We start from the raw sequence: 22,211 nt of genomic DNA, 5'->3' as shown, positions 1-22,211 counted from the left end.
ATGCAGATCGGTCTTGTGGGTCTCGGCAAGATGGGCGGCAACATGCGCGAGCGCCTGCGCAACGCCGGCCACACCGTCATCGGCTACGACACCGACCCCGAGAAGTCCGACGCCGACAGCCTGGCCGACCTCGTCAACCAGCTGGAAGCGCCCCGCACGGTCTGGGTCATGGTCCCGGCCGGTGGCCCCACCCAGCACGTCATCGACCAGCTCGGGGGCCTCCTCAAGCCCTACGACACCGTCGTAGACGGCGGCAACTCGCGCTGGACGGACGACGAGAAGCACGCCGAGGAGCTGTCCAAGCGCGGCGTCGGCTTCGTCGACGCGGGCGTCTCCGGCGGCGTGTGGGGCCTGAAGAACGGCTACGCCCTGATGGTCGGCGGCGAGAAGGAGACCGTCGACCGGCTCCAGCCGATCTTCGAGGCGCTCAAGCCGGAGGGCCCGTACGGCTACGTCCACGCGGGCAAGGTCGGCGCCGGGCACTTCGCCAAGATGGTCCACAACGGCATCGAGTACGCGATGATGCAGGCCTACGCCGAGGGCTGGGAGCTGCTGGAGGCCGTGGACTCGGTGGACAACGTCCGCGAGGTGTTCCGCTCCTGGCAGCAGGGCACCGTCATCCGCTCCTGGCTGCTCGACCTGGCGGTGGACGCCCTGGACGAGGACGAGCACCTGGCGGAGCTGAGGGGCTACGCCCAGGACTCCGGTGAGGGACGCTGGACGGTGGAGGCCGCGATCGACAACTCCGTGCCGCTGCCCGCGATCACCGCCTCCCTCTTCTCCCGGTTCGCCTCCCGGCAGGACGACTCGCCGCAGATGAAGATGATCGCGGCGCTGCGCAACCAGTTCGGCGGCCACGCCGTCGAGTCCGCGAAGAAGGCGTAGGACGTGGGTGATCTGCTGCTGGTCCGCCACGGCGAGACGGAGTGGAGCCGGAGCGGACAGCACACCAGCTTCACCGACCTGCCCCTCACCGAGCACGGTGAGGAGCAGGCCGCCTCGCTCGCCCCGCTCCTCGCGGGCCGCTCCTTCGCCCTGGTCCTCACCAGCCCGCTGGTCCGCGCGGTGCGCACCGCCGAACTCGCGGGCCTGACGGGGGCCGTGCGGGACGCGGACCTGCACGAATGGCACTACGGCGCCTACGAGGGCGTCACCACCGAGGAGATTCACCGCACCCGCCCCGACTGGGACCTGTGGACCGACGGAGGGCCGCCCGGCCCCGACGGCGCGCCCGGCGAGTCCCCCGAGGAGGTCGGCGAACGCGCCGACCGGGTGCTGGCCCGGGCGGAGAAGTCACTGCCCGAGGGCGATGTGATGCTGGTGGCGCACGGCCACTTCCTGCGGGTGCTGACGGCCCGCCGGCTGGGACTGCCCCCGGCGCGGGGGCAGTTGTTCCGGCTGGAGACCGGCACGGTCTGCCGGCTGTCCACCGAGCACGGCAGGCCCGTGCTCGCGGAGTGGAACTCCAAGGCCTGACCAACCCACCCCGGCCGAAGGCGAGTTGACAGCCTCCGGCCGGGCGCGCCAGAGTCCCCGCTGATGGAGATCGACGACAGGACACCCGCCGAGGAGCGGGTGTGGCGCGCCTACCCGCGCGGGCAGGACGTGGACTTCCGGGGGCCGGCCGGCGAGGACCCGGCCCACGGCGCCGACTGGGGCCCCGAGCGGACCGTACGGGCGGCCGTGGTACGGGCCCTGCTGCTGAGCGCGCCGCAGGAGGACGGGGAGACCGCCGCCCTGAGACTGGCCGGCGCGCGGATCACCGGGACGCTCAACCTCCAGTACGCCGGCCTCGACCACGCCGTGCGGCTCAGCGACTGCTTCTTCGAGGACCCGCCCGTGCTGTACGCGGCGCGGCTGCGCCAGCTGAACCTGCGCGGCTCGGCCCTGCCCGGCCTGGACGCCGCCACCCTGCGCGTGGACGGCGTTCTGCGCATGTCGGACTGCCTGTTCGACGGTCCCGTACGGCTCGGCGGGGCGCAGATCTCGGGTGCGCTGTTCATGGACGGGGCCGAGATCGCCGCTCCGCCGCCCGGTCAGCCGGCGCTCCAGCTCAACCATGTGACCATCGGGGACGGCCTGTCGGCGCCGGGTCTGCGCACGCGCGGCGAGGTACGGCTGACGGGCGCGTCGGTCGGCGGGACCATCGACCTCAACGAGGCACGGCTGCGAGCGGGTGCGGGTGAGGTCGCCCTGGACGCGGAGACGCTCACGGTGGAGGGCGACGCCCTGCTGCGCGAGTCGGACGTGCTGGGCTGGATCGGCCTGCGCGGCGCACGGATCGCGGGGCGGCTCGACCTGTCGCACGCGCGGCTGGCGAACCCGGGTGACGCCGCCCTGCGGGCCAGCAGCTGCACCATCGGGGAACTCTGGGTGCGCAGGAGCCCGCCCATGGAGGGCACCCTCAATCTGCGGCGCGCCCAGCTGGAGGTGCTGTTCCTGGAGCCGGAGGCGGTCCCGGGCGAGGTCCTGCTCAACAGCCTCGTCTACACCTCCCTGACCCCGCACGAGCCCGCCGAGCGGCGCCTGGCGATGCTGGAGCGGGACGGCGAGGGCTATGTCCCGCACGCCTACGAGCAGTTGACCGCCGCCTACCGCAGGATCGGCGACGATCCCGCAGCCCGCCTCGTCCAGCTCGCCAAGCAGCGCCGCCGCCGCGCCACCCTGCCCTGGTACGGGCGGCTGTGGGGGCATGTGCAGGACGCCACCGTCGGCTACGGCTTCCGGCCCCTGCGCGCGGCGGGCTGGCTGGTCTCCTTGCTCATGGCCGGTTCCCTCGCCTACGCGCTGCATCACCCCGCACCCCTGAAGGCGGACGAGGCACCGCAGTTCAACCCGGTGTTCTACACCCTCGACCTGCTGCTGCCGGTGATCTCCTTCGGGCAGGAGGGCGCGTTCGCCCCGACCGGCGGCTACCAGTGGCTCTCCTACGCGCTGGTGCTCACGGGCTGGATCCTCGCCACCACGGTCGTCACCGGCATCACCCGGACCGTCAGCCGCCAGTGAGCGCCCGAGCGGTGTGCTGCGCGGCCAGCCGCACCGGGGCGTTGGCGGCGCCGTAGCCCCGGTAGCCGCCGTCGCGCTGGACCAGTTCGAAGAAGACCCTGCCGACGGTGCGGGTGTAGCAGTGCCGGAAGACGCCGTGGTCGTCGCGGTCGTAGAGGATGCCGAGGTCGCGGTAGTTCTCCAGCTCGCCGTCGGCGAACTCGAAGCGGGCGGCGAGGTCGTCGTAGTAGTTGGCGGGCACCGGCAGCAGGGTGCCGCCGGTCTCCTGGAAGCGGCGGGCCACGGCGACCACGTCGTCGGTGGCCAGGGCGATGTGCTGGGCGTGGACGGTGTCGTCGGTGGGCGCGGCGCCGACGGTGAGGGCGATCCGGACACTGCCGTCGGGGTTGGTGACCGCGCGGCTGCGCATCAGGCCGTAGGGGTCGGCGACGTCCACGCTCTCCTGGGCGTGCAGGCCGAGCACGCCCCGGTGGAAGAGGGCCGCCTCGTCGAAGTGGTGCCAGGGCTGGGTGAGGGCGAGATGGTCGATGCCCCGGACGCCCACCGGCGCCGGGGGCGGGCCCGTGTGCTCGAAGTCAGCCCGCCAGTCGGGCGGTTCGGGGCGGCCGGTGGCGCAGAAGAACAGCTCCGTGCCGTCGGGGGCGGCGACCGCGTCCAGCGGGGCGTCCTCCGGCGCGCGGCGGCGCGGCAGGACGGGCGCGAGCAGGGCCTCGGCCCGCCGGGCGGCTCCGGCCGGGTCCGGTGACTCCAGCCCGATCGCGGCGAGCCGGGTGCCGTCGCGGCGGACGGCCGTACCGGTGTTGACCAGGACCCGGGCGTCGCCCTGCTCCCACAGGGCGACGGGCTTGCCGCGATGGCGGGCGGTGCGGGTGAAGCCCAGGGCGCCGAGCAGGGCCGCGAGGGGTTCGGCGTCGGGGGTGACCAGCTCGGCGAAGGCGACGCCGGACGGGACGACGGGGGCGGGCAGGGGCGCCTTGCCGACCGTCTCCTGGAGGACCAGCAGGGAGCGCCGGGCGTCGACGGCGGTCGGGCCGGCGTCGGCCTGGCGGAAGACGTCGTTGAAGACCTCCAGGGAGAGCGGGCCGTCGTAGCCGGTGGCGAGTACGTGCCGTACCAGGCCCGCCACGTCGAAGCCGCCCTGGCCGGGGAAGCAGCGGTAGTGGCGGCTCCACTGGAGCACGTCCATGGCGAGCAGCGGGGCGTCGGCGAGCTGGAGGAAGAAGATCTTGTCGCCGGGGATGTCCGCGATGCCCTGGGGGTCCGAGCCGCGCGAGAGGATGTGGAAGCTGTCCAGGCAGGTGCCGAGCGCGGGATGACCGGCCGTCTCCACGATGCGCCAGGCGTGGTCGTACGTACTGACGTGCCGGCCCCACGCGAGCGCCTCGTAGGCGACCCGGATGCCGGACTCCACCGCCAGGTCGGCGAGTCGGCTGAGCTGCTCGGATGCGAGGGCGTCGTCGTCCACCGCCCACGGGGAGACGCTGGAGCAGACGAGGACGGTGTCGGCGCCGAGCCGGCGCATCAGCTCGAACTTGTGCCGGGCCCGCCTCAGGTTGCGGGCGAACTCGGCCTCGGGGACGGCCTCGATGTCCCGCATCGGCTGGTAGAGGTCGATGCGCAGCCCGAGGTCGGCGCAGCGGGCGCGGATGTCCTCGGGGGTGAGGGGGCAGGCCAGCAGGTCGTTCTCGAAGATCTCCACTCCGTCGAAGCCGGCCCGGGCGGCGGCGTCGAGTTTCCCGGTGAGGGAGCCGCTGAGGGAGACGGTGGCGATGGACGTACGCACGTCGGTACCTCTCTCTAGTGCGGAGCTGCGACGGCCCCGGCCAGTTCGGTCAGGTCCGCCAGCATCCGCGCGGCGTCGGGTTCCCGGCCGGTGAACAGGCGGAACGCGTCGGCGGCCTGGAAGGCGGCCATGCCGCCGCCGTCGAGGGTGGCGCAGCCCAGGGCCCGGGCGGTGCGCAGCAGCTCGGTCTCCAGCGGGCGGTAGACCACCTCGGCCACCCACAGTCCGCGGTGGAGCAGTCCGGCGGGCAGGGGCAGGCCGGGGTGGGCGGCCATGCCGGTGGGGGTGGCGTGCACGATGCCGTCGGCGCGGGCGAGCAGCTCCTCCTGCCGGTCCGGGGAGGCGGCGGCCGCCCGGTCCTGCCCGAAGGCGCGGTTCAGGGAGGCGGCCAGGGCCGCGGCACGTTCGGGCAGGGCGTCGACGACGGTGACCCGTCCGGCGCCGAGGGTGAGCATGGCGTGGGCGGCGGCGGCCCCCGCGCCTCCGGCGCCCAGCTGCACGACCCGCTCCAGGGGCGCGTCGGGCAGGCCGCGGGCGAACGAGGCGGCGAAGCCGGTGACGTCCGTGTTGTGGCCGACGGCGCGGCCGTCCTGGAGGACGACGGTGTTGACCGCGCCCAGTGCCTCGGCCTGCGGGGCGAGCCCGTCCAGGTGCTCGATGACGAGCTGCTTGCAGGGGTGCGTGATGTTGAGCCCGTCGAAGCCCAGGTCGCGGGCGGCCCGCAGCAGGTCCCCGACGGCCCCTGGCGGCACCCCGAGGGTGTCGATGTCGATCAGCCGGTACACCAGGCGAAGGCCCTGCCGGCCGGCCTCCCGCTCGTGCAGGGCCGGGCTGAGCGACGGCCCGATGCCGGAACCGATCAGTCCGACGAGATACGACTCCTTGGGCACGCGCGCCTCCCGAGCGGCTCACTAATGTACGAACTAGTACGTTAGCTATATCAGCGGGGCGTCGGCTCGGGAAGACCCCGTGGCCGGACGGGGACCAGCTTCTAGAATCACCGGCACCGGACCCTCCGCCCGAAGGAACCTGATGACCAGCGTCGAAGAACCGGCACGATCCGGCGAGCGCATCCGCGACGCCGCCCGCACCCGGGCCGAGATCCTCGACGTCGCCACCCAGGAGTTCGCCCGGGCCGGTTACGACGGCGCCCGGGTGGACGAGATCGCCGCCCGCACCCGCACCACCAAGCGGATGATCTACTACTACTTCGGCGGCAAGGAGCAGCTGTTCACCGCCGTGCTGGAGCGCGCCTACGGCGTGATCCGGGAGGCCGAGCAGGAGCTCGACGTCGACCACCTGGACCCGGTGGCGGCGATCCGGCGGCTGGCCGAGCTGACCTTCGACCACCACGAGCAGCACCCGGACTTCATCCGCCTGGTCAGCATCGAGAACATCCACGAGGCCCACCACATCGCCGCCTCCGAGAAGCTCGGCAAGATCGGCTCCCCCGCCCTGGACGTGATCCGCCGGATCCTGGCGTCGGGCCAGGAGTCCGGCCTGTTCACGGCCGACGTCGACGCCGTCGACCTGCACGCGATGATCTCCTCCTTCTGCTTCTTCCGGGTCTCCAACCGGCACACCTTCGGCGCGCTGTTCGGCCGCGACCTGCTCGACGGGGCGCAGCGCGCGCACTACCGGGCGATGCTGGGCGACATGGTGATCGCGTATCTGACGGCGGAGCGCTCGGCGGACTGAACCGCCCCGCATCACCCCTTGACACCGGCGGCACGCGGGCGCAGCATCACTGGCCATCCCCTAGTAACTACCCAGTGGGTTAATTAGTCGCGATCCGACACGTCCCCCTCTGCACGTCCGTCGCCCCGCTCCGTCCTAGTGTGGAGCTCCCCGAAGGAGCCGCCGTGTCCGTCCCCGCCATGCCCTCAGGGTCCGCCGCCCCGCCCGGTCAGCCCAGAAAGGCCGCGACCGCCGCCTGGATCGGCAGCGCCCTGGAGTACTACGACTTCTTCATCTACGGCAGCGCCGCCGCGCTGATCTTCCCGGAGGTGTTCTTCGACGAGTCCGACCCCGCGACCGCGACCCTGCTGTCGCTGGCCACCTTCGGCGTCGCCTATGCCGCCCGACCGGTGGGCGCGCTGGTGCTCGGGCACTTCGGGGACAAGCTCGGCCGCAAGAAGATCATGGTCTTCACGCTGATGCTGATGGGCCTGTCGACGTTCCTCATCGGCTGTCTGCCGACCCGCGACCAGGTCGGCTCCCTCGCCCCGGTCCTGCTGGTGCTGTGCCGGGTGCTCCAGGGCATCTCGGCGGCGGGCGAGCAGGCCAGCGCCAACTCCATGACGCTGGAGCACGCGCCGCCGGACCGGCGCGGCTTCTTCACCAGCTTCACCCTCAGCGGCACCCAGGGCGGCCAGCTGCTGGCCACGCTGGTCTTCATCCCGGTCGCCGCGCTGCCCGAGGACCAGTTGCTGTCCTGGGGCTGGCGGCTGCCGTTCTGGCTGAGCGTCGCGGTCGCCGTCGTCGGCTGGGTCATCCGCCGCAAGCTGGAGGAGACGCCGGCCTTCGCCCGGCAGGCCGCCGAGGAGGGTGTGGTCAAGCTGCCCCTGGTGATCCTGCTCCGAGAGCACTGGGCGGATGTGCTGCGGGTCGTCGCGGGCGCGCTGATCGCCTCGGTCAGCACGATCTTCACGGTGTGGGCGCTGGCGTACGCGACGAGCGACGCGGTCGGCATGTCGCGTACGGCCATGCTGTGGGTGGGCGCCCTGGCCAACGTCGTGGCGCTCGCCGCGATCCCGCTGTGGGCGACGCTGTCCGACCGGATCGGGCGCCGCCCGGTGTTCCTGATCGGCGCGGCCGGCAGCGCGGTGACGATGTTCCTGTACCTGTGGGCGCTCTCCACGGGCTCCTACCCACTGACGTTCCTGACGGGCATCGTCTGCTTCGGCGTCGTCTACAGCGCCGCGAACGGGGTGTGGCCCGCGTTCTACGGCGAGATGTTCGCGACCCGGGTCCGGCTGTCCGGCGTGGCCATCGGTACGCAGATCGGTTTCGCGGCGGCCGGGTTCGCGGTGACGTTCGCGGCGCGGATCGCCGGGCCCGGGGGTGACGACTGGTCGGCGGTGGCGCTGTTCACGGCGGCGCTGTGCGTGCCGCCGGTGATCGCGGCGGTGTCGGCGCGGGAGACGCACCGGGTTCCTACGGAGTCGTTGGGGGAACGGGGTGGGGTCGGGGTTACGCAACCGGAGAAGGTGGATGCCTGACGCCCGCTTTCCAGCGGCTGCCTTCGAGGCTCTGTCGTGCATGTTCTTCGGGTGCGGGTGCGGGTGCGGGTGCGTGGGGGCTGGTCGCGCCCGCGCGGCGGAGCCGCACATCGATACAGCCGCGCGCCCCTGAAGGGCGCTGCCCCGCCGCCGATGAAGGCCGCTGCCCCGCCGCCGATGAAGGTCGCTGCCCCGCCGCCCCCTCACCCCTTCTTGCGCGATCATGAACCATTCCTGCACCCCGATGGGGTCTGAGGCGGTCGGGGTGGGGTATGCCGGATCTCATCTCGACGAGCGCGACGGGAGACGAGCCATGGCACAGCTGCGACAAGAGGTCGATCCGGGCGAGGCCGGGCTGGATCCGCAGGTGCTGGCCCGCATGGACCGGCACTTCGCCCGGCTCGTCGACGAAGGGCGGCTGCCGGGCTTCCTGGTCTCCGTCGCCCGGGCCGGGCGCGTCGCGCACCTCGCGACGCACGGCCGGCGCGACATCGCGGCCGGGCTCCCGGTCGAGCCCGACACCCTGTGGCGGGTCTACTCCATGACCAAGCCGGTCACCGCGGTCGCCGCGCTGCTGCTCGTGGAGGAGGGACGGCTGTCCCTGGACGACCCGGTCGCCGACCACCTGCCCGCGTTCGCCGACCCCCGGGTCTACGTCGGCGGCTCCGGGGCCGACGTCGAGACCCGCCCCGCCGACGGCCCCATACTCGTCCGGCACCTCATGACCCACACCTCGGGACTGACCTTCGGCTTCTACCACGCCCACCCGGTCGACGCCCTGTACCGCGAGGCCCGCCTGGAGTCGTCGGTGCCGCCGGGTGCGGACCTGGCCGAGACCATCGAGGTGTACGCGAGCCTGCCCCTGCAGTTCGAGCCGGGCACCGAATGGAACTACTCGGTGGCCACCAACGTCCTGGGCCGGATCATCGAGGTCGTGTCCGGGCAGCCGCTCGACGTGTTCTGCGCCGAGCGGATCTTCGGACCGCTCGGCATGATGGACGCGGGCTTCCACGTCACCGACGCGCAGGCGCCCCGGCTCAGCGAGATGTACGGGGAGAAGGAGGGCGGCGGCATCGAGCCGGTCCCGGGGCTCCCGCTGCGCGGCCGGCCACGGTTCCTGTCGGGCAGCGGCGGCATGGTGTGCTCGGCCCACGACTACCACCGCTTCATGGAGATGCTGCGCCGCCGGGGCGAACTCGACGGCGTACGGCTGCTCACCCCTCGGACCGTGGACCTGATGACCCGCAACCATCTGCCCGGCGGAGCCGACCTGCGGGCCTTCGGCAGCCGCCCCGCCCACGACGAGCCCGGCAATGACGGGCTCGGCTTCGGCTTCAACTGCTCCGTGGTGATCGATCCGTCCCGCACCCTGGTACCGACCGGGCTCGGCGCCTTCGGCTGGAGCGGGGTGGCCACCACGACGTTCTGGGTCGATCCGGGCCGTGATCTGACGGTGCAGTTCATGACGCAGGTGCGGCCCAGGACCTCCCACTCGGTCTTCAAGGACCTCAAGCGGATGGTCCACGAGGCCCTGTCGGACTGACGCCCGCTACCGGTCGACCCGGAGGGTGAACTCCACCCCGTCCCGGGCAAGTTCACCCAGCCACCGCTCGGACCGGGCGGCCGTCTCGGCGTCCCAGGCGCGCAGCCAGCCCTCCAGCCGCAGGGTGCCGCGCACGAACGTCCGGCCTGTTAACCGAACTAACCCCAGCTGTCTTCGCAGGTCAGACCGGGTATCTGCCAGCTTCCCGGGGTGTTTGATGAGCAGCGGTCCGGAAGGGACCTGAGGAACTTTGTCCTGCCTGAGTTAGGCCAGTTGCTGAAGACGGGAGATCCCTGGGAGCCGTACAGGGTGCTGGATGGACGCGGGAGGCCGGTCGAGCCCGCTGCGCTCTACCTCAAGGAGCTGATGGCGAGGGACAACTCGCCGTTGACGCCACGTTCGTACGGCATGGATCTGCTGCGCTGGTTCCGGTTCTTATGGGCGCTCGGGATCGAGTGGGACCGTGCGACCCGGGAAGACGCCCGGGACTTCATGTTGTGGATGAAGGTGGCGGACAAGCCGAAGCGTGTCCATTGGCGCCATCGGGGCAGGGCTCTCTCCAAGGTCCCGCCGCCTCGCAGTGACAGGCCGGCACCGGGGACGCCGAATCCGGTGACGGGTAAACCCACGGTCGGGACCAAGTACTCACCGGCAACCCGTGCTCATTGCGAGACGGTGCTGCGGGAGTTCTACAACTTCCATCTGGATGAGAGCACCGGTTCGTTGCTGGTGAACCCCTTCCCGTTGGTCCGTGGGCGCCGCTTGTCCCAGCTCGGGACACAGCGTGATGGTGGGAAGAAGCACCGGAGCCGACGCACGGGCCTGTACCGGCCGACCGTTCCGCAGCGGGTCCCACGGCGGATTCCCGACGAGATGTACACCAAGGTCTTCGCCGGGCTCCGTTCTCATCATGACCGCGCCTTGCTGGCCTTCTGGGTCGCCACTGGCGCCCGCGCCGAGGAGCTACTCACGGTCAAGCAGGACGGCGCGGTCGTCAGCGAGCAGACCGTCAGTGTGATCCGCAAGGGCACCCGCGACTACCAGGACCTGGCCGCCACCCCGGACGCGTTCGTCTGGCTGCGGCTCTACCAAGAGTCCGCCTGGAAGAAGGGCGTCCGTGCTCAGCGGACACCGCCACAGAACGCAGCGCTTGGACGAGCTTCATCCACGCGGATGATCTACACCACCCCCGACCCCGACCCCGGCCACGGGCCACGTTCTACGGGCGGCGGGCCAGCAGGTGGGTGTCGAGGAAGCCCCGCTCGGACGCTGGGTCGTGGAGCAACCGAGCCACCGTGACGAGTCCGGCCCCGGCCAGCAACTCGGCAAACTGCTCCGCCGGCCAGCTATAGGCAGGCGCCACCTTGTGGTCGAAGCGGACAGGCTCCGGCCCTTCGGTTCCGAAGAAGGACGCCAGGAGCAGGCCCCCTGGTGCCAGGACACGCACCTGCTCAGCGAGCAGCGCGGGCAATTCTTCAGGTGGGGTATGGATCATCGAGTAGTGGGCCAGCACTCCGCCGAGCGCGCCGTCCTCGACTGGCAGGGCCTCCATTCGTGCTTCGTCGAACCGCAGCGCCGGATGGGCCCGCCGGGCGTGGGCGACCATAGCCGGGGAGAGGTCGAGCCCGAAGGCGTCCAACCCCAAGTCGTGCAGCATGGCCGTCAAATGGCCGGGCCCGCACCCTACGTCGGCTGCCCGTAGGTTCCCCGTGCCACGCACGAGCTCGGCGAAGGTGCCGATCATGTTCCGCGCGAACGGCTGCGTCTCCAACCGATTAGCGAACATCGACGCATACAGTTCGACGATCCCGTCGTAGGCCGCCCTGGTCTCGTCCTGGTGTTTTAACACGGGAAGGAAAGTACACTCGCGCCGTTCGCAGCCGTTCTCCGGCCCCATACCGACCCTTCCCCTCGGCGGCGACCCTCCACGGACAAGGGTGCGTTCGCGTGGGGTCACGATGTGGTCGAGGCTGTACGGGACTCATGGTGCCGTGCGCCGGTGACGATGAGTGAGACGTTCTGCCCACCGAAGCCGAAGGAGTTGCTGAGCACGGCCTCCTGGGGGACGTCTCGTCGCTCTGCGACAACATCGAGATCGATGTCGGGACCGACGCCGACCGCGGTGAGGTTGCGGGTCGGCGGGATGACGCCGTGTTTCACACTAAGGACGGCGATGAGCGCCTCGATCGCACCGGCTGCGCCAAAGAGATGGCCAAGCGCCGCCTTGGGGGCTGTCACCGTAGCTCGGCCGAAGACCTCCCCGATCGCGTGCGCCTCGGCGACGTCGCCGACCGGAGTCCCGGTGGCGTGGGCGTTGATGTGGCTGATCTGCTCGGGAGCCAAGCCGGCTTGCGCGAGGGCAGTTCGCATAGCCGAGATCTGACCAGAGCCATCGGGAGCGGGCGCCGTGATGTGGTGAGCATCGGCGGCGATGCCAGCGCCCGCGAGCACCGCGTGGACGCGCGCGCTCCGGGCGTTGGCATGCTCGGCGCTTTCGAGCACCACGACAGCGGCGCCTTCACTGAGGACGAATCCGCTGCGGTCCGCGGCGAACGGCCGTGACGCTGAGGCGGGTTCGGCGGTGTGCCTCGACAGTGCTTGCGCCTGGGTGAAGCCGGCGACGGTGATCGGGGTGATCGCGGCCTCGGTCCCGCCCGCGATGACCACGTCCGCCTCGCCGGCACGGATGAGCCTGGCCCCCAGGGCGATCGCCTCGGCACCGGAAGAGCACGCCGAAACGGGCGTGTAGACCCCGGCCCGTGCGCCGTACTCGATACTGATCAGCGCCGCCGCTGCATTGGGCATGAGCATCGGGACCGTGCGTGGCGAGACGCGCCGAGTCCCGGCCGCCTCCAGTACATCGTCTTCCTTCAACAGCGTCCGTACGCCCCCGATGCCCGTGCCGATCGCCGATGCAAGCCGGTCAGGGTCCACCCGCGGGGCACCGGCATCGGCCCAGGCTTCGGCCGCCGCGGCCAAGGCCGCCTGCTGCGAGCGGTCGAGCCGCCTGGCCTGCACCGGCAGCAGCGACTCGGCGGGGTCGACCGCCATCGTCCCCGCGACGGTGCCGGGAAGGCCCGCGTCCTCGTGGCCTGGCAGGACGCCGCCGCGGATGCCGGACTCGCCGGCAAGCAGGGCGTCCCAGGTGGACACCACGTCCCCACCGAGTGGCGTAATCGCGCCGAGTCCGGTCACGACGACTTCAGTCCGGTGCATGCCCTTGGACCTTTCTTGTATGCGATACAAGTGAACGGCCTTGTTGTATCACATACAATTTCGGTGTGGAGAAGAAGCGAACCGAAGCTCGATCAACGTCGGCTCGGTCGCGTGACCGCGGTCGCGCGACCAGGCGCCGGCTGATTGAGGCAACTGCACAGCTCTGCAAGGAACGGCCCAGCGCTGATGTGAGCGTCGCGGAGATCGCGAACGCGGCAGGCGTCTTCCCCAATCAGGTCACCTACTACTTCGGCTCCAAGGACTCGCTGCTCGTGCACGCCGCCTTTCTCGGCTTGCTGCACGACGCTCGACGGATTGAGCGCATCGGTCGCCAAGCCCCCGACGCGGCGATATTTCGACGCAACATCGCCCGCGCCGTACTGGCCATGCCCTCGCTCCCATCGGTCGCGCGAGCACTCGCCGCCGGGATCTCCAAGCCCGAACTCGCCCCCGTGGTCGACCAGCACCTCCAGTTGCTGTTCCGCCAATCCGAGCGCTTCGTGAGCCAGCTCATCGACAGTCGCGGCTGGAGAACCCATCGACCGCTCAGTGTGGAGGCCAGGACGTTCTGGAGCACCGCGCTCGGCGCAGTGCTGCTCGTCCGCGCCGGGGCACACGGCACTGTCGCCGACCTCGACCTCGCCGGAGCATTGACCATCCATGACGAACCCGAACCCGGCTAGCTCAGTCGAACGGGCCCGCGCGGGAGACGTGCGCGGTTCCGCGCGACGGTGGCCTTGTCGCGGTCGGCGTGTTCGCTGTCGCCGACGAACTGGTGCGATTAGAGCAAGGCTTCAAGAATCAGCTGGCCAGCAACACCTAAGGATTGACCGTCCCGTCACCTGATCACGGGACACCCCGAGTAGTTCGGAGAAGTGGTGTCCAGGCGTCCGGCAGCCCGTACTGCGCGATGAACGGGAGGCTGTCGCGGTTGGGGTAGACCTCGAAGGTCTCCCCGCCGACGACATGCCGCCGGGTCGCCTCCCACGGCCGCTCGGCGACCGTCCGCACACCGTCCTCGATGTAACGGGCCGGGGAGCGCAGGGCGTTGAGGACCCCCATGGGTGCCCAGCTGAAGCGGTACGTGAAGTCGTTCGGGACGGCGGGGACACCGCCGCAGTACGACGTGAGGGTGTACGACGCGGGCGTGTCGTCGCCGACGGCCTCCCGCGCCCGGGCGACCAGGGCGTGGGCGAAGAGGTGGTCGATACCGGGGTCGAGCCCGGCCTCGGTGAGGACGACGAGCCCGGCCTTCCCGGCAGCGGGCACCTGCTCCAGCACCGCGTCCGACACATAGCTGGAGCACGCGAAGTGCGCCCGGCGCCGTACGCACTCCGCGAGGAGCGGGGCGTGTTCGGGGGCGGGCAGCATCGACACGACGACGGCGCCCGGCGCGAGTTCGACGGCCAGCGCGGACAGCGTGTACGCGCGGGGCTCGGCCCGTCCGGTGAGACCCAGCCGGGCGAGGGCGTCGGCGGCCCGGCTCTCGGTGCGGTGCCAGAGCCGGACCCGCTCGGCCGTGTCGCACAGCGCCGCGAGACCGCTGCCCGTGGACAGGCCGGCGCCGATCCAGTGGACGGTGCCGCTCACCGCCGCCGGTTCAGTGCTCAAGGGACTCCCCCGAGCCGAGACCGTGGGCGCGGGACGCCTCACGGAAGCGGTCCAGGCAGCGGCCCCAGGGCCCGGAGACACCGAAGTCGAGCAGGTGGGGCAGGAGGGCGGCCGAGAAGTCGGTACTGGACTCCAGCGGCAGCAGGGAGGGCAGGTTGTCGATGACGATGAGGTCGAGCGGCGGTGCGTCGCGCAGTCGCCGTACGGGCTCGTCCCAGGTGGTGGTGGAGTCGTACACCGGAAGGACGTTGAGCGGGGAGCCGACGTCGCAGGTCACGTCGCACAGGGTGCGCAGGCGGCGGTCCGGGGTGTCAAGGTCCCGCTCGCGCAGGAAGGGCGGGACCGGGGTGGTGGCGAGCACCGCGTTCACCATCACGTCGTGCCGCAGCAGGGCCGGGCGGTCCAGGTCCCGGGTCTCGGCGAGGTCCCAGCAGGTGGGATCGACACCGGCGGCGGCGAAGGCCGCGCGGCCGCCGCGGCCGCTGCGGCCCAGGGCACCGACGACCAGACCGGTGAACTCGGCGTCGTCGGCGGTGGGCTTGAGCGTCTCGTCCAGGTCTTCCTTGGTGGTCGGCGTCAAGGGCGCCCGCAGCCGGCCCCGGTGCCGGAGCACGGCCAGGGCGGCGCCCAGGTAGCCGGCCCAGAAACCGAAGGCGGCCAGGCGCCGTCCGGTGTCGTCCACCAGGTACTCCAGGTCGAACAGCGCCCCGCCCCCGGCGGCGAACCGGCCCAGCAGCTCCGCCGCTCCCGGCTGGGCCTTGTAGGCGTGGCCGAAGAAGATGTGCCGGTGTGTCAGTGCGGCCGGTTCCCCGGGCAGTTCCTTCAGTCCGAGCACGACGGCGTCCCGGGGCGCCGTCACCCAGGAGCCCGCGGGGGCGACGCGGCAGCCGGCCTCCTCGTACTCCTCGATCGGGAAGACCCGCTGCGGGGACTCCTCGACGGTCAGTTCCACTCCGTTCCCGACGAGCCGCCGGGCGTCGTCGGGAACGATCGGAGTGCGTCGCTCGGTCGTGCGGGCCTCGTGGCGCAGCCACAGCTCGAGCTCGGTCATACCTGGTGGGCCTCCGGCGTGAGGCGTCGGCCACCGGGGCCGACGCTTCTGGGGCGGACGTCCACGAAGCGTACGCGGCCCGCCTTCGGGTCGCGTACGGATTCGCCCAGGTCACGTCGGGGCCGCCGGAACCGCCGGGTGGTCAGGAGGAGCTGACGACCGCGTCCAGGTGGGGCAGGTGGTGGTCGAGGCGTTCCCGCTTGGTGCGCAGATAGGTGATGTTGTTCTCGCACGGCGGGATCAGCAGCGGCACCTGCTCGGCGACGGTGATGCCGTGGTCCACCAGCGCCTCGCGCTTACGCGGGTTGTTGGACATCAGCCGCACCGACCGCACGCCCAGGTCGTCCAGGATCCGGGCGGCGATACCGTAGTCGCGGGCGTCGACCGGCAGGCCGAGGGCGAGGTTGGCCTCGACGGTGTCCAGCCCCTCCGCCTGCAGGGCCATCGCGCGCAGCTTGCCGAGCAGGCCGATGCCGCGGCCTTCATGCCCTCTGAGGTAGACCACGACACCGGCTCCTTCGGCGACGACCGCGCGCAGGGCGGCGTCGAGCTGGTCACCGCACTCGCAGTGCTGGGAGCCGAAGGCGTCGCCGGTCAGGCACTCCGAGTGCAGCCGGATGAGGACGTCGTCCGTGCCGATCTCGCCGTAGACCAGCGCGACCTGTTCATCGCCGCGGTCGTGGTCCATGTAGCCGATCGCCTGGAATTTCCCGTACACGGTGGGCAAGGGGGCATTCACGATGCGTTCCACGCCGGTCCGCTGCGGTGCCTTCTTGCCGAGTACGCCAATGTTGTCTGTCATGATTCTCGAGTTCCTAAGCAGAGACGAAAGGCCGTGACGTTATGAGTGATCTGGTGCCGGCGGACACCACGGAAGACGTACGGACGCGGGGCGCCGGTGTCTCACGGCAGGTCGCGGTGCTTCCCGTGGGGAGCTTCGAGCAGCACGGTCCGTATCTCCCTCTGGCGACCGACACGCTCGTCGCCTGTGCCGTCGCGCGGGAGATAGCCGGCGCGTACCCGGTGCACCTCCTTCCTCCGGTGACGATCTCGTGCTCGCACGAGCACGCGGCCTGGCCGGGGACCGTGAGCATCTCCTCGGTGACCCTTCATGCGGTGGTGCGGGACATTGCGGCTTCGCTGCGCCGGTCCGGGGTCGACGCCCTGGTGGTGGTCAACGGGCACGGCGGCAACTACGTACTGGGCAACGTGGTTCAGGAGTCCTCCGCCCGCGGTGAGCGGATGGCGCTCTTCCCGGCCGCGGAGGACTGGGAGGCGGCGCGCGAGCGGGCGGGTGTGGTCACCTCGCTGCTCACCGACATGCACGCGGGGGAAATCGAGACCTCCATCCTTCTGCATGCTCATCCCGAAATGCTCCGACCCGGTTATGAGACCTCCGATTTCGTCGCTGACGACCGGCGTCATCTGCTCACCCTCGGCATGTCCGGCTATACCGATTCCGGTGTCATCGGCCGTCCTTCACTGGGTTCGGCGGAAAAAGGGAAGGAACTCCTGGCGAGCCTCGCGGATTCCTTCGGGGCGTATTTCTCGATGCTGACCTCCGACACGTAGTCACCCTGCGGAGCGGGTGCGGGCGTAGGCGAGGGCACGGGCGCGGGCGCCGGGGTCCGGGCGGCTGCGCCGGCCCGCACACCCGCGTACCAGCGGGCGACGAGGACGATCAGGCCGGGCAGGCTGGCCACGAGGCTGAGCACCCCGTAGACGACCGCGACGGCCAGCCCCCGGCCGGCGCCCAGGCCCGCGGCGCCGAACGCCCAGGCGGTGACGCCCTCCCGGGGTCCCCAGCCGCCGACGTTGAGCGGCAGGCCCATCGCCAGCAGGGCGAGGACGGCCAGGGGCAGCAGGACGGCCACGGAGGCGGCGGTCCCGGCGACCCGGGCGGCGAGTACGAACATCGCGACGTAACCTGCCAGCACCACCATGGAGGAGACAACCACTCCGGGCCCGTTCTCCCGCGACAGCAGCCCGCGGCGGGTCTCGGCGAGGGCCGCGCGCAGCCTGCGGCCACGCCGGGAGGATCCGGTGCGGTTCATGCGCAGGGCGAGGACGACGGCGAGTGCCCCGAGCACGGCCAGGGCCGCGAGCGGGGCGATGTGCCGGGCCTCGGCCAGCACCGGGGACGGCATGGTCAGCAGGACGACGGCCCCGACGGCGAACAACGCGATCTGGCCGGCGGCCCGTTCGAGGACGACGGCCTTCACGCCCCGTCGCACGTCCCCCTCGCTCTGCCCGTGCCGCACGGCCCGGTGCACATCGCCGAGGACGCCACCGGGCAGGGCCGCGTTCAGGAACAGCGCGCGGTAGTAGTCCGCGACCGCCGGACCGAACGGCAGCCGGATCCTGAGGCCTCGGGCCACGATCGCCCACCGCCACGCACTGCACACGGTGGTGACCAGGCCGATGCCGAGCGCGAGCAGCAGCGACATCCCGTCGATCCGCCGCACCCCGTCCAGGAAGACGCCGGTGCCGAGGCGCCAGAACAGTACGGCCAGGATGGCGATTCCGGCGACGGTGCCGAGGTGCTTGCGGACCGCGGGAGAGACGAGGCGGGCCAGGGCCGCACGGAAGCGGCCGGGCGCACGGGTGGCCGCCACCGGGGCCTTGGCTTTTCGGCCCGGGGCGACGGGCCGGCCACCGTCACCGGCGGCCTGACGCGGCACGATCGCCTCCGCCCGGGCCGTGCCCGCCGCGCCGGATGCCTCGGGCGCCCGGACAGCGCCGGTGTCCGCGGGCACGCGGAGGTGCTCGGTGGGCGTGGTGCGCGGGCGCGTTCCCGTCGCCTGGGGGCTCATGACGCTCCGCTCCCCGGGCGGGACAGGGCCAGCAGGTCGACGTGGTGGACGGTGACACGCAGCTCGCCCGCGGCGAGGGCGGCCAGCCGGTTGGTCAGGTAGACGTCGGCCTCGGCGCGCAGCTCGGGGCGCTCCTCGACGGCGGCGCCGACCCAGCCGCGCAGCCACTGCTCGGTGAGCGCGGCCTGCTCGGGGCCGAGCCGCCAGGGACTCGGGTGCAGCCGTACGGTCGCCCCGTGCTCGGAGAACGACTCCGCCGCCGCCGTGACCGCGTCGGGGCCGAGCAGGCCGTCGCGACGCTGGTGGTCGTTGAACGCCTGGGTCAGCTCCGCGTCCAGCGGGTGGGACGGGCTCAGTTCGACCCGCCCGGCGACGGACAGCGTCAGCAGGGCGGGGCAGCCGGCCCCGGCGCAGGCGGCGGCCAGGGTGTCGATCTCCTCCCGGGTGAGCACGTCCAGCAGGGCGGACGCGGTCACCAGGGACGCGCCGTGCAGGGCGTCCGGGGTGAGGCGGGCGACGTCGCCACGGCGCGTCTCCACCGTGACCCGGCTGCCGTCGGCGGCCGAGCGCGGGGAGGAGACGGCGGCGAAGTGCAGCAGGTAGGGGTCGCGGTCGTGCAGGATCCAGTGCTGGGCGCCGTCCAGGCAGGGCGCGAGCCAGCGGCCCATGGAACCGGTGCCGCAGCCCAGGTCGTGGATGACGACGCCCGACTTGCCCGGCATGTTGGCGAGCCGGATCCGCAGCGGGTCGAGCAGGTCGTGCGCCCGCGCCGCGGCGTCGGCCGGTTCCCGCAGCTCCAGCCACTCGGGCGCGTAGCGGGGCGGATCGTCCGGGCCCGCCTCACGCAGCTTGACGGTCGGCCGCGAGCCGGGCTTGCCGCTCGGGCCGGCGCCCGGGATGACAGCCCCGGGGACGTGCCCGGGGCCGAACGCCACGCTGGAACCGAGACCGGGGACCGCGGCCCGTTCGGCCGACCGGGCTGCGGGCTCGTCGCCGACGCACCCGGACTGCCCGCCGGGAACCACGCCTTGAACGCCCGCCGCGACCGCCTGTCCCGGGCCAGGCTTCGCGCCCGGCATCGCGCTGTCCGTCACTGCCGTGACCTCCCTCGGACCGGGCTGCGCCGGGATCGCGTCGCCCTGCTGGGTCGTCGTCGCCGGGTTCGTCATGCGGCCCTCCGGGGTTCGGTCGGGAGCCGGCGCAGCACCGCGGCCAGGCTCTGTGCGGTCGCCGCCCAGCCGCCGAGGGCGGCGCGACGACTGCGGGCGGCGGCCTTCAGACGGCGTCGCACGTCCGCCTCGCCGAACCAGCCGCGCAGTTCGGCGGCGATGGCGGCGGAGTTCTCCGGCGGCACGAGGATGCCGGGCACACCGCCGTCGGGCGCACGGCCGACCGCCTCCGGCAGCCCTCCGACGTCCGTGGCCATCACCGGGATGCCCCGGGCCAGGGCCTCGGTGACCGCCATGCCGTAGGTCTCGGCGTAGGAGGTGAGCACCATCAGGTCGGCGGTCGCGTAGGCGGCGTCCAGCGCGGGGCCGGTCTTCGGCCCGGCCAGCTCCAGCCGGTCCTGGAGGCCGTTCTCGGCGATGAGGGACCGCAGATGGGTGACGTACTCCGGGTCCTGGGTCAGGCTTCCGACGCAGACGCAGCTCCACGGCAGTTCGCGCACCGCGGCCAGCGCCTCCACCAGCCGGTGCTGGCCCTTGCGCGGAGTCACGGCGGCCACGCACAGCAGGCGGGACACCCCGTCGGTGCCGGGCGCGAGCGGCGCGATGTCGGCGCCGGGGGCGGCGACATGGACGCGCTCGGGGGGAAGGCCGTGGTGGGCGACGAGGCGGCGGACCGCCCAGTCGCTGGTGGCGATCACCGCCGGCACCGCCCGCAGCACCGCCCGCTCCTTGGCGTCCAGCTCGGCGGCCACCTCCGCGTCGAGTCCCGTCTCGTCACCGAGCGGAAGGTGGACGAGGACGGCCATGCGCAGCCGGTCCGCCTCGGGCACCACGACCTCCGGCACACCGCAGGCCACCAGGCCGTCGAGGAGCACGACGGCTCCGTCGGGCAACGCGGCCAGGGCGGTCGCCAGTTCCGTACGGGCCTCGGCTCCCGGCCGGGGCCAGTCGCCGGACACGGCGTGTTTGGTCACCTGCCAGCCGAAGCCGGGCAGGTCCAGACACACGCGCCGGTCGTAGGCGTTGCCGCCGCTCGGCGCCGACGGGTCGTCGACGCCGCCCGGGAGCACGAAGTGCACGGTGCGCAGGGACATGGGGATGATCTCGGCGTTCTTCAGGGTGGCGTGCTGCACGGGAACATAATTCAGCCGCGCCGGCGCCGGTCCGGGCTGCCCGGGCCGTTCGATCGTCGTGTCGGTCACAGCGCACGCTCGTAACTCGCCCAGGCGATGTGCGACTCGTGCAGCGTGACGGTGAGGCCCGCGATGCCCTTGGCGCCCTCGCCCAGCGCCCCCTTGTGGATGCGCTCGGCGAGCCGGTCGGCGATGACCTTGGCGAGGAACTCCGTGGAGGTGTTGACCCCCGCGAAATCGGGTTCGTTGTCGAGATTGCGGTAGTTCAGCTCGCTGACGACCGCGCCGAGTTCCTGGGTGGCCAGGCCGATGTCGACGACGATGTTGTCCTCGTCCAGCTGCTCGCGCCGGAACGTGGCGTCCACGAGGAACGTGGCCCCGTGCAGGCGCTGGGCCGGTCCGAAGACGTCGCCACGGAAGCTGTGGGCGATCATGATGTGATCGCGGACGGTGATGCTGAACAACGGACGACCCTCCAGGTGCGGCGCGTCTGCTCCCCGCTCTCGGTGCCGGGGATGCCGAGTAGTACGGCTGGTTGCCTTCCCCTGTTCAGCCGTCAGTACGTCTTTTCTCAGGTCAGGCGCTCTTGGCGTGGCGAAGTCGTACCGGATGGAACGAATCGTCAGCCGATGCGTCCCTCGCTCTCGTCGTATCGGATGCGGTGGCACAGCGCGGGGACCTCGCCGGAGGCGAGTCTCGGCAGCACCTCCGGCAGTTGCTCGAAGGGGGATTCGCCGGTGATGAGGGCGTCGAGCGCGGGGTCGGCGAGCAGGTCCAGGGCGACGGCGAGCCGGTCGGCGTAGGTGCGGTTCGGGCGGGCCGGGGAGACGGTGCCGACCTGGCTGCTGCGGATGACGAGCCGCCGGGAGTGGAAGGCCTCACCGAGCGGGAGGCTGACCCGCCGGTCGCCGTACCAGCTGAGTTCGAGCACGGTTCCCTCGGCGGTGAGGAGCTCCAGGGATCGGGCGAGGCCCTGTTCGGTGGCGCTGGCGTGTACCACCAGGTCACGGTCGCCGTCGGCGTCCTCCGGGGTGGCGAATTCGACGCCGAGCGCTTCTGCGGTCTTCGCACGGGACGGGTCCGCGTCGACCAACTGCACGCGGACGCCGGGGAACCGGGCGAGCAGCGCGGCCACCGAGCAGCCGACCATGCCGCCGCCGACCACGGCGATCCGGTCGCCGACCAGGGGCGCCGCGTCCCACAGGGCGTTGACGGCCGTCTCCACGGTCCCGGCGAGCACGGCCCGTTCGGCGGGCACGGTGTCCGGGACGGGGGTGACCGCGCTCGTGGGGACGACGTAGCGCGTCTGGTGCGGGTAGAGGCAGAACACGGTGCGCCCTTCGAGCTCGGCCGGCCCCTCCTCCACCACCCCGACGTTGAGGTAGCCGTACTTCACCGGGCCGGGGAAGTCGCCCTCCTGGAACGGGGCGCGCATGGCGGTGTGCTGGCTCACGGGCACCCCGCCGCGGAAGACGAGCGTCTCGGTGCCGCGGCTCACGCCGGAGAACAGCGTGCGGACCAGCACCTCGCCCTCGCCGGGCGCCGGCAGGGTGACGTCCCGGATGCCGCCTCGCCCAGGCGAGTCGATCCAGAACGCACGTCCGGTGTGCTTCATCGAAGTCCTCCTGAACGATCGGGAAGCTGATTGCGTACCGAGGGGTGCAC

20 protein-coding genes and 2 pseudogenes are annotated in these 22,211 nt (G+C 72.0%); 9 read left to right on the top strand and 13 right to left on the bottom strand.

Features of this window, described 5'->3' with window-relative positions; all coding sequences use genetic code 11:
• The 3 genes from gnd (at position 1) to ACFZDE_RS15190 (ending at position 3,006) form a co-directional block, all read left to right on the top strand.
• Positions 1–885 (top strand): phosphogluconate dehydrogenase (NAD(+)-dependent, decarboxylating), encoded by an 885-nt coding sequence (gene gnd, locus ACFZDE_RS15200; protein WP_391200169.1) that lies wholly within the window; start codon positions 1–3, stop codon positions 883–885.
• A 3-nt stretch (positions 886–888) separates the two neighbouring features.
• On the top strand, positions 889–1,476 hold the full coding sequence (locus ACFZDE_RS15195; protein ID WP_391200168.1) for a histidine phosphatase family protein: 588 nt from the start codon (positions 889–891) through the stop codon (positions 1,474–1,476).
• Between the two features lie 63 nt (positions 1,477–1,539).
• The gene (locus tag ACFZDE_RS15190; RefSeq protein WP_391200167.1) at positions 1,540–3,006 is read left to right on the top strand and encodes a membrane-associated oxidoreductase; all 1,467 of its coding nucleotides are present in this window, start codon (positions 1,540–1,542) and stop codon (positions 3,004–3,006) included.
• Here ACFZDE_RS15190 and ACFZDE_RS15185 read toward each other — a convergent pair.
• Both ACFZDE_RS15185 and ACFZDE_RS15180 read right to left on the bottom strand, forming a co-directional pair.
• On the bottom strand, positions 2,993–4,789 hold the full coding sequence (locus ACFZDE_RS15185) for a TIM barrel protein (RefSeq protein WP_391200166.1): 1,797 nt from the start codon (positions 4,787–4,789) through the stop codon (positions 2,993–2,995). The two genes, ACFZDE_RS15190 and ACFZDE_RS15185, sit on opposite strands and share 14 nt — an antisense overlap.
• Positions 4,790–4,803: 14 nt before the next feature.
• Entirely contained in the window at positions 4,804–5,679 is an 876-nt protein-coding gene (locus ACFZDE_RS15180; RefSeq protein ID WP_391200165.1) for a shikimate dehydrogenase, read from the bottom strand.
• Positions 5,680–5,821: 142 nt separating this feature from the next.
• Here ACFZDE_RS15180 and ACFZDE_RS15175 point away from each other — a divergent pair, with 142 nt between their 5' ends.
• The 3 genes from ACFZDE_RS15175 to ACFZDE_RS15165 all read left to right on the top strand — a co-directional run bounded on the left by ACFZDE_RS15175 (position 5,822) and on the right by ACFZDE_RS15165 (position 9,553).
• Entirely contained in the window at positions 5,822–6,487 is a 666-nt protein-coding gene (locus ACFZDE_RS15175) for a TetR family transcriptional regulator (RefSeq protein WP_390995638.1), read from the top strand.
• Between the two features lie 164 nt (positions 6,488–6,651).
• Positions 6,652–8,010 (top strand): MFS transporter, encoded by a 1,359-nt coding sequence (locus ACFZDE_RS15170; protein ID WP_391200164.1) that lies wholly within the window; start codon positions 6,652–6,654, stop codon positions 8,008–8,010.
• Between the two features lie 313 nt (positions 8,011–8,323).
• Complete coding sequence (locus tag ACFZDE_RS15165; RefSeq protein WP_391200163.1) at positions 8,324–9,553, top strand: serine hydrolase; 1,230 nt, start codon at positions 8,324–8,326, stop codon at positions 9,551–9,553.
• 6 nt (positions 9,554–9,559) lie between these two features.
• On the opposite strand, the gene ACFZDE_RS15160 is transcribed toward ACFZDE_RS15165, so the two are convergent.
• Positions 9,560–9,688, bottom strand: coding sequence for a hypothetical protein (locus ACFZDE_RS15160; RefSeq protein ID WP_391200162.1), 129 nt, complete (start codon positions 9,686–9,688; stop codon positions 9,560–9,562).
• A 75-nt stretch (positions 9,689–9,763) separates the two neighbouring features.
• Here ACFZDE_RS15160 and ACFZDE_RS15155 point away from each other — a divergent pair, with 75 nt between their 5' ends.
• The gene (locus ACFZDE_RS15155) at positions 9,764–10,852 is read left to right on the top strand and encodes a site-specific integrase (RefSeq protein WP_391200161.1); all 1,089 of its coding nucleotides are present in this window, start codon (positions 9,764–9,766) and stop codon (positions 10,850–10,852) included.
• On the opposite strand, the gene ACFZDE_RS15150 is transcribed toward ACFZDE_RS15155, so the two are convergent.
• Both ACFZDE_RS15150 and ACFZDE_RS15145 read right to left on the bottom strand, forming a co-directional pair.
• Positions 10,773–11,450, bottom strand: a complete 678-nt coding sequence (locus tag ACFZDE_RS15150; protein ID WP_391200160.1) for a methyltransferase domain-containing protein — start codon at positions 11,448–11,450, stop codon at positions 10,773–10,775. The genes ACFZDE_RS15155 and ACFZDE_RS15150 overlap by 80 nt on opposite strands.
• Before the next feature lie 56 nt (positions 11,451–11,506).
• A complete protein-coding gene (locus tag ACFZDE_RS15145) occupies positions 11,507–12,769 on the bottom strand; it encodes a beta-ketoacyl-ACP synthase II (protein ID WP_391200159.1) in 1,263 nt (420 codons plus the stop codon).
• A 65-nt stretch (positions 12,770–12,834) separates the two neighbouring features.
• On the opposite strand from ACFZDE_RS15145, the gene ACFZDE_RS15140 reads away from it, so the two are divergent.
• Positions 12,835–13,452, top strand: coding sequence for a TetR/AcrR family transcriptional regulator C-terminal domain-containing protein (locus ACFZDE_RS15140; RefSeq protein WP_391200158.1), 618 nt, complete (start codon positions 12,835–12,837; stop codon positions 13,450–13,452).
• A 193-nt stretch (positions 13,453–13,645) separates the two neighbouring features.
• On the opposite strand, the pseudogene ACFZDE_RS15135 reads toward ACFZDE_RS15140, so the two are convergent.
• The 3 genes and pseudogenes from ACFZDE_RS15135 to ribA form a co-directional block, all read right to left on the bottom strand.
• Positions 13,646–14,380, bottom strand: a pseudogene (locus ACFZDE_RS15135) (saccharopine dehydrogenase C-terminal domain-containing protein); the annotation flags it as partial.
• The gene (locus tag ACFZDE_RS15130) at positions 14,370–15,431 is read right to left on the bottom strand and encodes a saccharopine dehydrogenase (RefSeq protein WP_391200157.1); all 1,062 of its coding nucleotides are present in this window, start codon (positions 15,429–15,431) and stop codon (positions 14,370–14,372) included. The gene ACFZDE_RS15130 and the pseudogene ACFZDE_RS15135, both read right to left, overlap by 11 nt.
• A gap of 142 nt (positions 15,432–15,573) precedes the next feature.
• Positions 15,574–16,233, bottom strand: a complete 660-nt coding sequence (gene ribA, locus ACFZDE_RS15125) for a GTP cyclohydrolase II (protein WP_391200156.1) — start codon at positions 16,231–16,233, stop codon at positions 15,574–15,576.
• 41 nt (positions 16,234–16,274) lie between these two features.
• Here ribA and ACFZDE_RS15120 point away from each other — a divergent pair, with 41 nt between their 5' ends.
• Entirely contained in the window at positions 16,275–17,003 is a 729-nt protein-coding gene (locus tag ACFZDE_RS15120) for a creatininase family protein (RefSeq protein WP_390995626.1), read from the top strand.
• A 173-nt stretch (positions 17,004–17,176) separates the two neighbouring features.
• On the opposite strand, the pseudogene ACFZDE_RS15115 reads toward ACFZDE_RS15120, so the two are convergent.
• From ACFZDE_RS15115 to ACFZDE_RS15095, 5 genes and pseudogenes are all read right to left on the bottom strand, one after another.
• Positions 17,177–18,244: pseudogene (locus tag ACFZDE_RS15115) on the bottom strand (lysylphosphatidylglycerol synthase transmembrane domain-containing protein); the annotation flags it as partial.
• Positions 18,241–19,413 carry an SAM-dependent methyltransferase gene (locus ACFZDE_RS15110; protein WP_391200155.1) on the bottom strand — a complete coding sequence of 391 codons (1,173 nt, stop codon included), beginning with the start codon at positions 19,411–19,413 and terminating at the stop codon, positions 18,241–18,243. The pseudogene ACFZDE_RS15115 and the gene ACFZDE_RS15110, both read right to left, overlap by 4 nt.
• Entirely contained in the window at positions 19,410–20,615 is a 1,206-nt protein-coding gene (locus ACFZDE_RS15105; protein WP_391200154.1) for a glycosyltransferase, read from the bottom strand. The genes ACFZDE_RS15110 and ACFZDE_RS15105 overlap by 4 nt, the downstream gene beginning before the upstream one ends.
• Complete coding sequence (locus ACFZDE_RS15100) at positions 20,612–21,010, bottom strand: 6-carboxytetrahydropterin synthase (RefSeq protein WP_030843501.1); 399 nt, start codon at positions 21,008–21,010, stop codon at positions 20,612–20,614. Before ACFZDE_RS15100 ends, ACFZDE_RS15105 begins: the two co-directional genes overlap by 4 nt.
• 158 nt (positions 21,011–21,168) lie before the next feature.
• Positions 21,169–22,161 carry a zinc-binding alcohol dehydrogenase gene (locus ACFZDE_RS15095; protein ID WP_391200153.1) on the bottom strand — a complete coding sequence of 331 codons (993 nt, stop codon included), beginning with the start codon at positions 22,159–22,161 and terminating at the stop codon, positions 21,169–21,171.
• Positions 22,162–22,211: the final 50 nt, after the last annotated feature.

This window comes from Streptomyces sp. NPDC007929 (assembly GCF_042959065.1).
Classification (GTDB): domain Bacteria; phylum Actinomycetota; class Actinomycetes; order Streptomycetales; family Streptomycetaceae; genus Streptomyces.
This window is presented reverse-complemented; position numbering and strand designations above follow the sequence as displayed.

Excerpts from the sequence above, each read along its gene's own strand:
- gnd (WP_391200169.1), top strand. The coding sequence starts at position 1 with ATGCAGATCGGTCTTGTGGGTCTCGGCAAGATGGGCGGCAACATGCGC.
- ACFZDE_RS15190 (WP_391200167.1), top strand. The coding sequence starts at position 1,540 with ATGGAGATCGACGACAGGACACCCGCCGAGGAGCGGGTGTGGCGCGCC.
- ACFZDE_RS15175 (WP_390995638.1), top strand. The coding sequence starts at position 5,822 with ATGACCAGCGTCGAAGAACCGGCACGATCCGGCGAGCGCATCCGCGAC.
- ACFZDE_RS15165 (WP_391200163.1), top strand. The coding sequence starts at position 8,324 with ATGGCACAGCTGCGACAAGAGGTCGATCCGGGCGAGGCCGGGCTGGAT.
- ACFZDE_RS15150 (WP_391200160.1), bottom strand. The coding sequence starts at position 11,450 with ATGGGGCCGGAGAACGGCTGCGAACGGCGCGAGTGTACTTTCCTTCCC.
- ACFZDE_RS15145 (WP_391200159.1), bottom strand. The coding sequence starts at position 12,769 with ATGCACCGGACTGAAGTCGTCGTGACCGGACTCGGCGCGATTACGCCA.
- ACFZDE_RS15130 (WP_391200157.1), bottom strand. The coding sequence starts at position 15,431 with ATGACCGAGCTCGAGCTGTGGCTGCGCCACGAGGCCCGCACGACCGAG.
- ribA (WP_391200156.1), bottom strand. The coding sequence starts at position 16,233 with ATGACAGACAACATTGGCGTACTCGGCAAGAAGGCACCGCAGCGGACC.
- ACFZDE_RS15120 (WP_390995626.1), top strand. The coding sequence starts at position 16,275 with ATGAGTGATCTGGTGCCGGCGGACACCACGGAAGACGTACGGACGCGG.
- ACFZDE_RS15110 (WP_391200155.1), bottom strand. The coding sequence starts at position 19,413 with ATGACGAACCCGGCGACGACGACCCAGCAGGGCGACGCGATCCCGGCG.
- ACFZDE_RS15095 (WP_391200153.1), bottom strand. The coding sequence starts at position 22,161 with ATGAAGCACACCGGACGTGCGTTCTGGATCGACTCGCCTGGGCGAGGC.